The organism is Rhabdothermincola sp. (genome assembly GCF_036846205.1).
GTDB lineage: Bacteria > Actinomycetota > Acidimicrobiia > Acidimicrobiales > Acidimicrobilacustridaceae > Rhabdothermincola.
In genome coordinates this window covers 1-14,261 of the sequence record NZ_DAIUCK010000004.1, presented here as the reverse complement: position 1 = coordinate 14,261, position 14,261 = coordinate 1, and the positions used below count along the sequence as shown (strand labels likewise).

The 14,261-nt window shown below is 70.6% G+C and carries 15 protein-coding genes; 9 read left to right on the top strand and 6 right to left on the bottom strand.

Translation table 11 applies throughout. From position 1 onward, the window contains the following. The first annotated feature begins 36 nt into the window (after positions 1-36). The 6 genes from V7004_RS01145 (at position 37) to V7004_RS01120 (ending at position 5,424) form a co-directional block, all read left to right on the top strand. Entirely contained in the window at positions 37-501 is a 465-nt protein-coding gene (locus tag V7004_RS01145; protein ID WP_334141296.1) for a PPOX class F420-dependent oxidoreductase, read from the top strand. 270 nt (positions 502-771) lie between these two features. Next, positions 772-1,347, top strand: coding sequence for a hypothetical protein (locus V7004_RS01140; protein ID WP_334141295.1), 576 nt, complete (start codon positions 772-774; stop codon positions 1,345-1,347). Positions 1,348-1,566: 219 nt separating this feature from the next. Continuing rightward, entirely contained in the window at positions 1,567-2,253 is a 687-nt protein-coding gene (locus V7004_RS01135; protein WP_334141293.1) for a dienelactone hydrolase family protein, read from the top strand. Beyond that, positions 2,211-3,440, top strand: coding sequence for a hypothetical protein (locus tag V7004_RS01130; RefSeq protein WP_334141291.1), 1,230 nt, complete (start codon positions 2,211-2,213; stop codon positions 3,438-3,440). The genes V7004_RS01135 and V7004_RS01130 overlap by 43 nt, the downstream gene beginning before the upstream one ends. A 51-nt stretch (positions 3,441-3,491) precedes the next feature. Next, positions 3,492-4,541, top strand: a complete 1,050-nt coding sequence (locus tag V7004_RS01125) for an HpcH/HpaI aldolase/citrate lyase family protein (RefSeq protein ID WP_334141289.1) — start codon at positions 3,492-3,494, stop codon at positions 4,539-4,541. Positions 4,542-4,551: 10 nt separating this feature from the next. Further along, positions 4,552-5,424 carry an HpcH/HpaI aldolase/citrate lyase family protein gene (locus V7004_RS01120; protein ID WP_334141287.1) on the top strand — a complete coding sequence of 291 codons (873 nt, stop codon included), beginning with the start codon at positions 4,552-4,554 and terminating at the stop codon, positions 5,422-5,424. A 20-nt stretch (positions 5,425-5,444) separates the two neighbouring features. Here V7004_RS01120 and V7004_RS01115 read toward each other — a convergent pair whose 3' ends face one another. The 5 genes from V7004_RS01115 to V7004_RS01095 all read right to left on the bottom strand — a co-directional run bounded on the left by V7004_RS01115 (position 5,445) and on the right by V7004_RS01095 (position 10,734). Next, positions 5,445-5,840, bottom strand: a complete 396-nt coding sequence (locus V7004_RS01115) for a type II toxin-antitoxin system VapC family toxin (protein ID WP_334141285.1) — start codon at positions 5,838-5,840, stop codon at positions 5,445-5,447. Continuing rightward, positions 5,827-6,072, bottom strand: a complete 246-nt coding sequence (locus V7004_RS01110; RefSeq protein ID WP_334141283.1) for a FitA-like ribbon-helix-helix domain-containing protein — start codon at positions 6,070-6,072, stop codon at positions 5,827-5,829. The genes V7004_RS01115 and V7004_RS01110 overlap by 14 nt, the downstream gene beginning before the upstream one ends. A 91-nt stretch (positions 6,073-6,163) precedes the next feature. Continuing rightward, on the bottom strand, positions 6,164-7,759 hold the full coding sequence (locus V7004_RS01105; protein WP_334141282.1) for an acyl-CoA dehydrogenase family protein: 1,596 nt from the start codon (positions 7,757-7,759) through the stop codon (positions 6,164-6,166). Between the two features lie 336 nt (positions 7,760-8,095). Next, complete coding sequence (locus V7004_RS01100) at positions 8,096-9,589, bottom strand: putative bifunctional diguanylate cyclase/phosphodiesterase (RefSeq protein WP_334141280.1); 1,494 nt, start codon at positions 9,587-9,589, stop codon at positions 8,096-8,098. Beyond that, positions 9,502-10,734: a PAS domain-containing protein gene (locus V7004_RS01095; RefSeq protein WP_334141278.1), complete on the bottom strand. Its 1,233-nt coding sequence runs from the start codon at positions 10,732-10,734 to the stop codon at positions 9,502-9,504. The genes V7004_RS01100 and V7004_RS01095 overlap by 88 nt, the downstream gene beginning before the upstream one ends. Positions 10,735-10,879: 145 nt before the next feature. On the opposite strand from V7004_RS01095, the gene V7004_RS01090 reads away from it, so the two are divergent. Further along, positions 10,880-11,389, top strand: a complete 510-nt coding sequence (locus V7004_RS01090) for a MaoC family dehydratase (protein WP_208027313.1) — start codon at positions 10,880-10,882, stop codon at positions 11,387-11,389. Positions 11,390-11,405: 16 nt separating this feature from the next. Further along, entirely contained in the window at positions 11,406-12,335 is a 930-nt protein-coding gene (locus V7004_RS01085; RefSeq protein ID WP_334141274.1) for an A/G-specific adenine glycosylase, read from the top strand. Here V7004_RS01085 and V7004_RS01080 read toward each other — a convergent pair. After that, entirely contained in the window at positions 12,325-13,203 is an 879-nt protein-coding gene (locus tag V7004_RS01080; RefSeq protein ID WP_334141272.1) for an alpha/beta fold hydrolase, read from the bottom strand. The two genes, V7004_RS01085 and V7004_RS01080, sit on opposite strands and share 11 nt — an antisense overlap. Positions 13,204-13,352: 149 nt before the next feature. On the opposite strand from V7004_RS01080, the gene V7004_RS01075 reads away from it, so the two are divergent. Next, the gene (locus V7004_RS01075) at positions 13,353-14,204 is read left to right on the top strand and encodes an MBL fold metallo-hydrolase (RefSeq protein ID WP_334141271.1); all 852 of its coding nucleotides are present in this window, start codon (positions 13,353-13,355) and stop codon (positions 14,202-14,204) included. Positions 14,205-14,261 lie beyond the last annotated feature (57 nt).

Genomic DNA, 14,261 nt, shown 5'->3' with positions numbered 1-14,261 from the left:
GGCGAGTGGATCGAGACGACGAGAAGGGAGAGGCCGATGCCGAAGCGGCGTGACGCGATCAGGATGACCGACGAGGAGGTGCGAGCGTTCCTGCGCGAGCGCCAGACGATGAACATCGCCACCATTGGTCCGGACGGCAACATCCACCTGGTGGCCATGTGGTACGGGTTCCTCGACGGGAACCCGGCGTTCGAGACCTTCGCCAAGAGCCAGAAGGTGCTCAACCTTCGGCGCGACCCACGCATCACCGCACTGGTGGAGGACGGCGACCAGTACGAGAACCTCCGTGGGGTGGAGATCGTCGGCAAGGCCGTCATCCACGACGATGCCGACACCCTGATGCGGGTGGCGAAGGACGTGGTGATGCGCTACTGGACGCCAGCCACCGAAGAGGAGGCGGAGGTGATGGCACACGCGCTGGCGAACAAGCGGGTGGCTGTCGAGATCGTGCCCGAGAAGATCGTCTCCTGGGACCACCGCAAGCTCGGCGGCACGTACTGATCCCGGCGCAGCACGCGAATCCTGGCGTCCTCGACCGCCCGAGGTGATGCTGGACGCAGCGGCGGCCTCCGGCACCTTTGATGGCAACCCGGCGGTGACGGGGACGGCGAACCCCACCTCGGGGGTCGGGGTCGTCGGCACCTCGACGAGCGGCACGGGCGTACAGGGGAACACCGGCGCGTTCAATGTCGGGGTTAGGGGGTCGGCGACCAGCAACGGCACCGGCGTGCGGGGGCATCCCAGTCCGGCTACGGGGTCCACGGCTCGGCGGTGAACGGGGTCGCGGTGGCCGCCAACTGCACGAGCGGGATCGCGCTCTACGGCTTCTCGTCCTCTGACACCGGCCTGGATGTGGGCTCGAACTCGGGGAGCGGAATCGACGCCTACGTCGACGAGGCCGCCGTCCACTTCAGGCTCGGGGGGGCGTCGCCACCACCATCGACCGCCTACGCTCGAATCGCCGGCTCCATCGTGTGCGACACCGACGGCGACCTCTGGTACTGCGTGGCCAGCGGGACCCCAGGCACGTGGCGCAAGGTGAGCGGCGCGGGCACTGCTGGCGCGTTGCACATTCTCCCGACCCCGGTGCGGGTCTACGACTCCCGCCCTTGCTACCTCCCGAACATCGGCACGAAGGCTCCGCTCCCCGGCAACACGCCGCGCCCCTGCGATCTCAAGGCCAACGGCTCGGGGGTGCCCGCGGGGGCCACGGCGGCGCTGATCAGTCTCACCGCCACCAACACCGCAGGATCGGGTGGCTTCCTGTCCGTGTACCGTGCCGGCATCGCCTGGCCAGGGACGTCGAATCTCAACTGGTCCCCCCCCCGAACCGGAACGTCGCGGTGACGACCGTGACCGCCCTGGACAGCGATGCGTTCTGCAGCCTCTGCGCCAACCTGAGCACCAACGTGGTCGTCGACGTCCTCGGGTACTTCCGCTGATCCTCCGACCCGGGACGCTGCCGGAGCCCCCGCAGCGCAGGCTCGCTGGGCGAGCGCTCTCAGCACATCCCTCCCCACCGTCGCCCGCACCTCTCCCGACGGACGGGAGGTAGGGTGCGCGTCCATGGGTGAGCTCATCGATTTCCCGAGCAACGGCCACACCTGTTCCGGCTACCTGGCGGTGCCCGCCAGCGGGAGCGGGCCGGGGGTGATCGTGATCCAGGAATGGTGGGGGCTCGTGCCCCACATCAAGGAGGTGTGTGACCGCTTCGCGGCCGAAGGCTTCGTGGCCCTGGCTCCCGACCTCTATCACGGCCGCCAGACCACCGAGCCCGACGAGGCCGGCAAGCTGATGATGGCCCTCAACCTCGAGCAGGCCGGCAGGGACCTCTCCGGGGCCATCGACCACCTGCGGTCGCTCGAGGCCGTCACCAGTGACGGGGTGGGGGTCGTCGGGTTCTGCATGGGTGGCGGGCTCGCCATGTTGGTCGGCACCATGCGACCGGACGCGGTGGTGGCCATAGCCCCGTTCTACGGGGTGATCCCCTGGGAGGCGGTCGAGCCGGACTGGTCCAAGCTCACCGCCAAGGTGCGGGGCCACTTCGCGAGCGAGGATGGCTTCTTCCCGCCGGACAAGGTGAAGGCCCTCGAAGAGCAGCTCACCGCGCTCGGCAAGGATGTCGAGCTGGTGGTGCATCCGGGTGTGGATCACGCGTTCTTCAATGACACCCGCCCCGAGGTCCACCACCCGGAGACCGCGGAAAAGGCTTGGCGGGAGACCATCTCGTTCTTCCGCGAGACGGTCCGCTGAACCAGCCCGATCCCGTCACCGGCTACCTGGAGCTGGGCCTGCGGCTCGGCCGCCACGTGGACGGCCTCGTGGATGCCTACTACGGGCCGGCCGAGCTCTCGGCCCGCGTCGCCGCGGAACCGCTCCACCCCCCGGCGGCACTGGCGGAGCGCGCCGGCGCGCTCATCGCCGCCCTCGACGGTGGGGCGGGCGGCGAGGACCTCGACCCCATCCGGCGCCGCTGGTTGCGAGCCCAGCTCGTCGGCCTGCACACCACCGCCCGGCGGTTGGCGGGCGAGATGATCCCCTACGCCGAGGAGGTCGAGCGCTGCTACGGCGTGCGACCCATCCCGCGACCCGAGGACGAGCTGGCCGCGGCCCACGCTCGCCTGGAGGAGTCGCTACCCGGCACGGGCCCGCTCCCCGAGCGCTACATCACCTGGCGGGAGAGCCACGCCATCGAACCCGGCGCGATCGAGCTCGCGGTGCGCTCCCTCGCCGAGGACTTCCGGGAGCGCACCGGGCGACGCTTCGGCCTCCCCGACGGTGAGCACGTCGACTGGGAGCTGGTGACCGACCGGCCCTGGTCCGGCTTCAACCACTACCTCGGCGGACTCCGGAGCCGGGTGGCGATCAACACCGACCTGCCGGTGCTGTCGCTCTCGCTCGGGCAGCTCGTCGCCCACGAGGCCTATCCGGGGCATCACACCGAGCACACCCGCAAGGAGGTGGGGCTGGTACGCCGCCGCGGTCACCTGGAGGAGACCATCTTCCTCGTGGGCACCCCCCAGTGCCTGCTCGCCGAGGGCCTGGCGGACCTGGGTCTCGAGGTGCTGCTGGGGGAGCGCCCCGAGCCGGTGCTGGCCGAGCACTTCCGGGCGCTCGGCATTCGCTACGACGCCGAGGTGGCCGCCGCCGTGGCCAGCGCCTCGGAGACACTGGCGGCGGTGCGAGCCAACGCGGCCTGGCTGCTGCACCAGGAGCATCAGCCCGCGGACGAGGTGGTGGCCTACCTGGAGCGATGGGCGTTGCTGCCTCGGGCGCGGGCCGAAAAGGCGGTGGCGTTTCTCACCGACCCGCTGTGGCGGTCCTACATCTCCTGCTACGTGGAGGGCCTGCCGCGCTGCCGGTGCTTCGTGGGTGGGGATCCTGCTCGCTTCGAGCGCTTGCTCACCGAGCAGCTCGTGCCCGCCGATCTCGAGGGCTGACCCGCAACGGGGGATTTCGCGGCCTCCGGGCTGCCGCCGTAGGGTCAGGGCATGCGGAACCCCAAGGACTTCTTCCGGCCGCTGGCGGTCGGCGCGCCCGAACCGCTGCGCGAGATCCCGGTGCGCCCCTCGCGGATGATCCACTTCTTCCCCCCCTCCAACCCGAAGATGGTGGCCAAGGTGCCGGAGCTGGTCCCGAAGGTCGATGTGCTGCTCGCCAACCTGGAAGACGGCGTCCCCGCGGCCGACAAGGAAGCCGCTCGGGCCGGGCTGATCGAGGTGGGCAGGACCGTCGAGTTCGGTGACACCCAGTTCTGGACCAGGGTCAACTCGCTCGACTCGCCCTGGTGCCTCGACGATCTCATCGCCGCGGTGACCGAGATCGGCGACCGGCTCGACGTGATCATGATCCCCAAGGTCGAAGGCCCCGAGGACATCCACTACGTCGACCGGCTCATCGCCCAGCTCGAGGCGCGTGCCGGGCTCACCCGGCCGATCATGCTCCACGCCATCCTCGAGACCGCCCGGGGCGTGGCGAACGTGGAAGAGATCTGCGGTGCCTCACCCCGGATGCAGGGGCTCTCGCTCGGCCCGGCGGACCTGGCCGCCAACCGGCGGATGAAGACCACCCGGGTCGGTGGGGGGCACCCCGGCTACCTGGTGCGTGAAGACCCCGAGGGGGACGACATCGAAGGGGACCGGGCCACCTTCCAACAGGACCTGTGGCACTACACCATCGCCCGCATGGTCGATGCCTGCGTGTCGAACGGCATCCTCCCGTACTACGGGCCCTTCGGGGACATCAAGGACACCGTGGCCTGCGAGGACCAGTTCCGCAACGCCTACCTGCTGGGTTGCGTCGGCGCGTGGAGCCTGCACCCCGTGCAGATCGACATCGCCAAGCGGGTGTTCTCACCCGACCCGGCCGACGTGGCCCACGCCCGCCGGGTGATCGAGGCCATGGGCGACGGCACCGGGGCCATCATGCTCGACGGCAAGATGGAGGACGACGCCTCGGTCAAGCAGTGCAAGGTGATCATGGAGCTGGCCGAGCAGCTCGCGGCGCGCGATCCCGAGCTGGCATCGGCCTACGGGTTCTAGGGGGTTCTCGATGTCGGACGACCTGCGGCCACGCCGCTCCGTGCTCTACATGCCGGGGGCCAACGAGCGCGCCCTGGAGAAGGCCAAGACCCTTCCCGCCGACGGGCTGATCCTGGATCTCGAGGACGCCGTCGCGCCCGATGCGAAAGCCGAGGCTCGCGACCGGGTGTGCGCGGCGGCGGCTTCCGGGGAGTACGGCTCGCGCGAGATCACGATCCGGGTCAACGGGCTCGACACCCGCTGGCATGCCGACGACGTGCGGGCGGCCGCGCAGGCGGGCCCGGACGCGGTGGTGGTGCCGAAGATCAACTCCGCCGCCGACGTGGCCGCGGTCGAGAAGGCGCTCGAGGCCGCCGGTGCGCCCGACCGCACCCGGATCTGGGCCATGGTGGAGACCCCCGTGGCCATGCTCCATGCGGAGGAGATCGCGGCGGCTTCCGAGCGCCTCGCCGTGCTGGTGATGGGCACCAACGACCTGGCGAAGGAACTGCACGCCGAGCACGTGCCCGGGCGGCAACCGTTGCTGACCGGCCTCGGGCTGTGCCTGCTCGCGGCCCGGGCGGCGGGCAAGGCCATCCTCGACGGTGTCTACAACGACATCGGCAACGAGGAGGGCTTCGCGGCCGAGTGCCGGCAGGGGCGCCAGATGGGCTTCGACGGCAAGACGCTCATCCACCCCTCTCAGCTCGAGCCCTGCAACCGGATCTTCGCCCCGAGCGACGACGAGATCACCGCGGCTCGCGAGATCATCGCCGCGTTCGAGGAAGCCCAGCGTGAGGGACGCGGGGTGGTGACCGTGAACGGTCGCATGGTGGAGAACCTCCACGTGGAGCAGGCCCGCCGCACCCTGGCGGTGGCGGACGCCATCGCGGCCATGGGCTGACACCCCCGGCTTGTAAGCCCTCAGCCCCGGATCACCTCGACCCGGCAGTCGATGCCGGTGGCGTTGGCCAGTCGGCTGTCGAGCGTGACCAGGGTGGCGTCGAGCACCTCGGCCAGCGCAACGTACATCGCGTCCCAACCGCGCACGTTGGCTCGCAGGTCCCACGCCCGGTCCAGCAGGCTGCGGTGCCCGTAGCGCTCACCCGGCCAGGTGCGTAGCGCGTCGACCGCCAGGGAGGCGGCGGTCCGGTCGAGCGCGCCGCGGAGGTGGTCACGGCGGATGATGCCGAGCACCTCCACGTCGATCACGTGGGGCGCAGCCTGCTCCTCGTCGGCGGCCAGCCGCGCTCGCACCGGTCCGGCCGCGGCGGTGGCGGCGACGACGGCATAGAGGCAGGAGGCGTCAACGACGATCATCCGGCCAGGAGCCGCGCGTCTCGTCGAGGGCCTCGATGATGTCGTCTGCGGTCACCTCACTGGGCTGGCGATGGATGCGGGCCAGCCACTCCGAGACCGTGGGGCGGGCCGCGAGCCGGGTGGCCTCCCGCCGGAGCAGTTCGGGCACGCTGGTACCCGCTTCGGCGGCCCGCCGGCTCAGCGCCGCGTAGACCTCGTCGTCGAGGTCCCGGATCTGCACGGTGCGAGGCACGTTCGCATCATAACATGCAAGTCTGCATGAAGAACGGCCGCAGCCGCATCCGCCGGTCGTGGGTCAGGCGCGATCCCTCACCAGCGATCGCTCACGAGACGGCGTCGACCAGGCGCCGGGCGATCACCTTCAGGCACAGCGTCTCGTCCGCGCCCTCGAAGATCGACAGCACCCGGGCATCCACGAAGTACCGGCTCACGTCGTACTCCTCCGCGTAGCCGAACCCACCGTGGATCTGCATCGCCTCCCGGGTCACCCACTCGGCGGCCTTGCACACGTAGGCCTTCACCATCGACGCCTCGAGCTGGCCCTCGCCTCGGGCCATCAGCCTGGCCACCTGGTAGGCGAACTGGCGGCCGGCTTGGATCATGAACGCCATGCGGCCGAGCTTGGCCCGGGTGAGCTGGTAGTCGGCGATGGGCTGGCCGAAGACCACCCGGTCCTTCGCGTACTGCAACGCGGCCTCGTAGGCGGCCTGCATCACCCCGACGGCGCGGGCCGCGGTCTGCAGGCGGCCGTTCTCGAAGCCGGCCATCTGGTAGTAGAAGCCCTTGCCGAGTCCGGCCTCCAGCCCGACCTGGTGGCGGGCCTCGACGAACCAGCCGTCGAACGCGATCTCGTAGGAGTGCATCCCCCGGTAGCCGATGGTGTCGATCGGGCGGCCCTCCATCTTGCCGCCGCCCTCCTGCTCGAACACGAAGCCGTGCCCGTCGCCGACCGGTTTGGGCACCACGAACATCGACAGGCCCCGGTGGGTCTTGGAGCGGTCGGGATCGGTGCGGGCCAGCAGCATCAGCACGTTGGCCCGGGCCCCGAAGGTGCACCACGTCTTCACCCCGTTGATGAGCCACCCGTCGCGATCGGGGCCCTCGTTGACCCGGGTGGCGGTCACCTTGATGCCGGCCACGTCGGAGCCGTAGTCGGGCTCGGTCACCGCCACCGCCGCCATCGCCTCGGCGGTGGCCAGCTTGGGCAGCCACTCGCGCTTCTGCTCCTCGGTGCCGCCGGCGAGCAGGGCGCGGGTGAGGATCTCCGGGCGGGTGATCAGCGACCCGCCGGCGCCGAGCGAACCGCGCGACAGCTCTTCGGTCGCCACCACCATCCCGATGTACTCGCTCTCGCCGCCCATCGAGTAGCCGCCGTACTCCTCGGGGATCGACAGGCCGAAGCCGCCCATCTCGGCGAGGCCCTCGATGATCTCCTCGGGGATGTCCGCGTTCTGCCGGTGGATGTGCTCGGCGATGGGGCGCAGCTTGTCCTCCGCGAAGCGCCGGAACGTGTCCTGGACCAGCTCGAAGTCAGGATCGAGGTGGCGCGGCCCGGGCTCCTCCGCCAGGGACGCCACGAACGCCGGGTCCCGGTAGGCACGCAGGAAGTCCCGGGTGTCGTCGAGGGCCGCCGGTGAGGTCCCCCATTCGTCCTCACGGCCGAGGACCTTGGCCCCGATCTCGGCCACCGCGTCGGCGATGTACGCGCAGGCCAGGCGGGCCTCCACGTCTCCCCGGGCGCCGTAGTCGAGCATGGCCCGACCGGTCTCGACGGCCGCGGCGGCGTGCGCCAGGTCGTAGGCGACGACCTGGTGGTCGTCGATCGAGCTGGTGGCCAGGTGGCGGGTGGCCTGCTCCACCAGCTCGCTGGCGGCGTCGATCACGGCCTTGGCCGCGGTGAGGTCAGCAGCAGCGGTCATGGGCGCAGGTTACCCGTGGGTAAGTCGGCCCTCCCATTCCGGTCCCGGTACCCGGGCACCGGTGTCGGACCCGGGGCGCCGGGCGATCGCTCGAGCGGGGAGTTCGGGGAGGGGTTCCGAAGGCCGCCGGCAAGTGAGGAGGACAGGATGGGGGTGTGCCGTACCCACCCGGGGGCGCACAGCACCGGCACGTGCCGGTCGTGCCTGGGTGAGTTCTGCGGGGTCTGCCTGGTCTACAGCTACGGCAGCTCCAAAGCCCCGTTCTGCATCCGCTGCGCGCTGCGCGCGGCCGCCGTCGCGGATGGATCCGGCAGGATCCCGGCCAGCCCGGCGCGCTCAGCGCGTGACGCTGCTCGGCGGCAGGTCGTCGGCCGCGAGCGAGCTGCGGAGCTGGGTCTGCAGGTCCCCTCGCGCCGCTGGGTCACGTAGCCAGCGTTCGAGGTCGTCCGCGGGGACCGGTCGGCTCACGACGTAGCCCTGGGCCCGATCGCAACCGAGATCGGCCAGCATCCCCAACGCGGTGCGATCCTCCACTCCTTCGGCCACCACCAGCAGACCCAGGTTGTGGCTGAGGTCGATCGTCGAGCGCACGATGGTGAGATCGCTCTCGTCGCGAGCCATGGTGCCCACGAACGAGCGGTCGATCTTGAGCTGGTCGATCGGCAGGTTCTTCAGGTAGGCGAGCGATGAGTATCCCGTGCCGAAGTCGTCGATGCTGGTGGTGGAGCCGAGCGCTTTGATCCGCCCGAGCACCTCCATCGCCAGCAGCGGATCGTCCATGAGCTCGCTCTCGGTGATCTCCAGCTGGAGCCGGTCGGCGGCGAGGCCGGTGGTGGTGAGCAGATCCGACAGCCACGGCACCAGATCGGGGTCGTAGAGGTTGCGCACCGACAGGTTGACCGCCACGGACAGGTCGAGACCCGCGCCGGCCCAGGACTGTGCCTGGCGCACGGCGTGCTCGAGCACCCAGCGGGTGAGCGCGTGGATGGTGCCTGACACCTCGGCCAGCTCGATGAACTCGCCGGGGGGCATGAGGCCGAACTCCGGGTGCTGCCAGCGCACGAGTGCCTCGGCACTGCGCACCTCTCCCGTGCGCAGATCGACGACCGGTTGGTAGTGGAGGACCAGCTCGTCGTCGTCGATCGCCCGGCGTAGCTCGCCGAGCAGCGCGAGGCGCCGGATGCTCGACTGGTCGTGCTCGGGTGCGTACATGGCGATGCCGCCACCTCCCCGTTTGGCGGTGTACATCGCCACGTCGGCCCGCTGCGCGAGCGTCTCGGCGTCGGTGCCGTGCTGGGGCGCCAACGCGATCCCGATGCTGGCACTGGTCTGCACGCTGATCCCGCCGAGCCGGAAGGGGCGCTCCAGCGCCTCCCGGATGCGCTGCGCGACCCCGATGGCGCCCTGCTCGCTGGCGCCGAACGTCATCAGCACCGCGAACTCGTCACCGCCGAGCCGGGCGATCGTGTCGACGTCGCGCAGCACCCCTTGGAGTCGCCGGCTCATCTCGATGAGCAGCCGGTCCCCGTGGTCGTGCCCGAGTGCGTCGTTCACCTCCTTGAACTGGTCGAGGTCCATCATGAGCAGCGCGACCGGCTCACCGCTCACCTCGGCGTGCTGGAGCGCCTGGCGGAGACGGTCGTTGAGCAACGTGCGGTTCGGCAGCCCGGTCAGGCCGTCGTGGAGCGCCTGGCGGCGGAGCACCTCGGCGGCCATCGCCCGCTCGGTCACGTCCTGCAGGGTCAGACCCACCGCGTGGCCCGGCAGGGGGAAGGCGTGGGCCGCGTACACCTTCTTGGAGGTGCCGAGCTTGAAGTCGCGACCATCCAACCTTCGTCGAGGCGGATCACGTCGAGCAGGTTGTCCATCAGCACGTCGGCGTCCGGCAGCCGGATCACCTCGCGGAACCGCCGACCGACAGATGCTGTGGGGTGGATCCCGGTGATCATCGAGGCCTCGGGGTTCACGGCGATCAGGGTGAGCGACTCATCGTCATCAGGGTCCGCCAGCCGGAACACGAACAGCGCCAGCCGGATGCGCTCCACGAGGTTCATGAGCTGGTCGACCTGCTCCTGGGCCTCTTTCCGATCGGTGACGTCCAGCAGCACCCCGCGCACGTGCACCGCGCGCCCCTCACCGTCGGTCTCGACCCGCATGCGGTCGTGGACGTGGACCACCCGGCCGTCGGCCGCGATCATCCGGTATTCCAGTTCGCGGTTCTGGCCCTTGCGGATGGCCTCCCGGTAGGCCTTGGCGGCCTCGAAGCGGTCGTCGGGATGGACCGTCCGGCCCCAGAACCCGGGGCGCCGCCAGTCGCTGACCGGGTAGCCGAAGATCTCCTCTGCCCGGCGGTTCACGTACAACCTGGAGGGGTTCCGGCTGACCTGCTCCCAGACCACCGCGTCGATGCCCCCCATGAGCTCCGCGTACCGGTGACGCACCCGTCGCTCGACCTCCGACACGCTGCCGACGACGATGATGATGAAGGCGCCGGCGACGAGGTAGATGAGGTAGACGGGCACCGCGTCCTCGGGCTGCGCGATGGTCATCACCACGCCGGTGCCGATGGCGCCGACGAGCGCCGCCTGGGCGGCCACCCGCCGGCCGAAGGCCACGGCGCTGGTGGCGGCCACCGCCAGCAGGACCACGAGCAGGGGGACCGTGAGCTCGGGGGCGAAGGCGATGATGCCGACGGCGACGACCTGGTCGGTGTAGGCGACGGTGTTCGGCAGCACCCCCCGGCGCCGGAGGAGCACGTCGTACACGGCGTTGTAGGGGATGACCAGGAAGATGGCGATGGCGGCCAGCCACCAGTGCTTGGGGCCCGCGGCCGGGGTGGTCGCCAGCAGGGCGGCGGCGGCGACCGCCGCGTAGCGGGCACGGATCACCATGCGCCACAGCTCGATCTGGCGGTCACGGGCCTCGAAGAAGGCCGTGTCGGACGACCATCCCTCCTCGCTCGCCGCTCCGCCCATCCTCCTTCTCATCGGCACGACCAGCAGGCTGCTGAACGAAATGGGAGACGAGACGAGGGCCACGAGCCGCAATGGCCCGCGGCCGGAGACGTGCCTTACGCTCGGGCGTCCCGAACCGACCGTCCGATCCGCCGAGGTGACATCCGTGACCGTGCTCGATCGCCCATTCGGCCGCTACTTCGAGGAGTTCGAGGTCGGTGACGTCTACCGGCACTGGCCCGGCAAGACGATCACCGAGTACGACGACCACCTCTTCTGCATGCTCACGATGAACCACCACCCGCTGCACACCAACGAGTGGTTCGCCGAGCACGAGACGGTGCACGGGCGCAACGTGGTGGTGGGCAACCTCGTCTACTCCCTGGTGCTCGGGATGAGCGTCCCGGACGTGAGCGGGTCAGCGGTGGCGAACCTCGAGATCGAGACCCTGAAGCATGCCAAGCCGACGTTCCACGGTGACACCATCTACGCGGTGACCCGGGTCCTCGAGAAGAAGGAGACCTCGGACGGCAAGCGTGGTGTGGTCAAGGTGGAGACCAAGGGCATCAACCAGCGTGGTGAAGAGGTCTGCTACTTCATCCGCAAGGTGATGGTCTGGAAGCAGGCATTCGCACCTCCCCGGAAGCTGCCCTACGACGACACCGTCTTCGAGTGACCCCGCGCATCGGGTGGTGCACCCGGAGTTGACCGCGAGCCCGCTCCCGGCGCCGGCGCGCCGGCGCCTGCTGCGCTGGGGTGATCGGTGGCGCCGTGACCTGCCCTGGCGCCGCACCCGCGATCCGTGGGCGGTCCTGGTGTCGGAGCTGATGCTGCAGCAGACACAGGTCTCCCGTGTCATCCCCCGCTACGAGGCGTTCCTGTCGCGGTTCCCCACCGCTGGGGCGTGCGCGGCGGCCGAGGTGGGCGAGGTCGTGCGGGCGTGGGCCGGGCTCGGGTACAACCGCCGAGCGGTCAGCGTGCATCGCGCCGCCACCATCGTCGAGCACGAGCACGGCGGTGAGGTTCCCGACCGCCTCGAGGCCCTCCTCGGGCTGCCCGGTGTCGGCCCCTACACCGCCAGGGCGGTGATGGCGTTCGCGTTCGAACGTGACGTCGGCGTGGTGGACACGAACGTGGCCCGGGTCCTGGCCCGGCTGGCCGGTCGGCCGCTCGACCGGGCCGAGGTCCAGCACCTCGCGGACCGGGCGGTGCCCCGCGGGGCGGGGTGGCGATGGAACCAGGCGATGCTCGACCTCGGTGCCACCGTGTGCACCAGCCGCCGCCCTCGCTGCGACGCCTGCCCGGTTCGAGCCGCCTGCTCCTGGCAGGCTCGTGGAGGCCTCCCGCCCGACCCGGCGAGGGGGTCCGCCGGGGTGTCGGTGCCGCAGTCCCGCTTCGAGGGCTCGGACCGTCAGGGCCGCGGCCGGCTGGTCCGGGCGCTGCGCGAGCAGGGGGTGGTGGAGCCGTCCGATGTCGCCGCGGTCGCGGGGTGGCCCGGCGACCACCAGCGCGCGGCGCGGGTGGTGGCGTCGCTCGTGCGCGACGGGCTGGCGGTGGTGGACTCCGCCGGACGCGTACGGCTGCCGTCCGTCCAGCCCGTGACCGGCGGGCCTACGCGGTGAGGAACTCCACGATCGCCCGGTTGACCCGCTGGGGTGCCTCGTACTGGAGGAAGTGGCCGGCGCCTTGGACCAGCTCCACCCGGGAACCCTCCCCGGGCAGCGCGGCCGCGAGGGTCGAGACCTCTGGGCAGGGCATGCAGCCGTCGTCGGTGCCGTGCAGGTACAGCACCGGGATGCTGGGCGTCTGGAAGGTGGCGGCCTGGACGTCGGCGATGGCCGGGTCCTGACCGATACCGCCGAGCGTCTGGCGGTAGTAGGAGAGCGCGGCGGTGAGATTGGCCGGCTCTCGCAGCGCGTCCTTCACTCGCGGGAGGTGCGGCCCGGCGTCCAGTCCGGGCGACCAGTCGGCCCACAGGCGCTCGATGAAGGCCAGGTCGTTCATGGCCACCGCCACGTCCGACAGGGGGTTGCAGAAGAAGAACTGGTACCAGAACCGGTGCTTGAGGTTGTCGTAGTCGAGCAGGGCGGGCCCCATGACCGAGGCGGGCGGCACGCTCGCCGCGACGGCCCGCCGCCATCGGCCGGGCTCGTGGACGGTAGCTCCGTAGGTGGCCAGAGCTCCCCAGTCGTGCCCGATGAGCACGGCCGTGTCGTCACCGCCGAGGGCCTCGTGCAGGGCGATGGCGTCGAGGGCCAGCACGCCCGTCTGGTAGCGGCCGTCGGCCGCGACGGAGCTGGGCGCGTACCCGCGCATGAACGGCGCCACCGCCCGGAAGCCGGCCGCGGCCAGGTCCGCGAGCAGCGGCTCCCATCCCCACGCGGTGTCGGGGAAGCCGTGGAGGCACAGGGCGAGCGGCCCGTCACCGGCTTCGAGATGGACGAAGTCGATGCCGTTGGCCCGGACCCGTCCCTGGATGATCTCGGTCATGATCCGGTGACCCTACCGGCTGTTCAGACCGTGTTGAGAAACATGTCACTTTTCGGGACGGCCGTAGGGGTCGATGACTAGCGTGAGTGGCACTTTCTTCAGAGGGGTCTTCGCTGCGTCGGTACCGGGGGGGTGAACCGTCGTTGAACGTGACGTTCCACGGCGTGCGTGGCTCGACACCGTGCTCGTGTGAGGCGAACCGGCGCCACGGGGGCAACACGGCGTGCGTCGCGCTGGAGACCGCCGACAGCGACCCCATCGTCTTCGATCTGGGTACGGGCTTCCGCTTCTTCGGCGAGACCCAGACGGATGACGGCTCGTTCCGAGCGCACGCCCTCGTCACTCACCTGCACTGGGACCACGTGCAGGGGCTGCCGTTCTGCGTCCCCCTCAACCGCCCCGGGGCCCGGCTCGACGTCTACGGTCCTCCGCAGGAGGGGGTCTCCGTCGCCGAGGCCTTCGAGGAGTTCATGCGGCCCCCGTACTTCCCGGTGCGGGTCGGGGACCTCATCGGCGACATCGAGTTCCACACCATCGACGCCGACGACCTGGCGATCGGCGACGCCAAGGTGCGGGCGCGCTACGTGCCGCACATCGGTCCCACGTTCGGTTACCGGGTGGAGCTCGCCGGTGCGACCGTCGCCTATCTCAGTGACCACCAGCAGCCGCTCGACGGCAGCTTCGAGGTCGCGCCGGAGGTGCTGGAGCTGGCCGACGGGGTCGATCTGCTCATCCACGATGCCCAGTACACCGACGAGGAGTGGGCGCTGAAGTCCCACTGGGGCCACTGCACCATCGACTACGCGCTCCACGTGGCCCACGAGGCGGGGGTGCGGCGGCTGGCGCTGTTCCACCACGACCCCGCGCACTCCGACGAGGTGATCGACGGGTTCATGCCCGCGGTGCGCGAGCAGGCCGATCGCCTCGGGATCGAGGAGGTCCTCGCGGCCTCGGAGGGTCTCACCATCACGCTGGGGCGGGTCACCGCCGCCGCTCGGTGACCCGCCCGGTGTCGGATCCCCCGAGCCCCCTCACCGCGCAGGCCCCTCGCCGAGCAG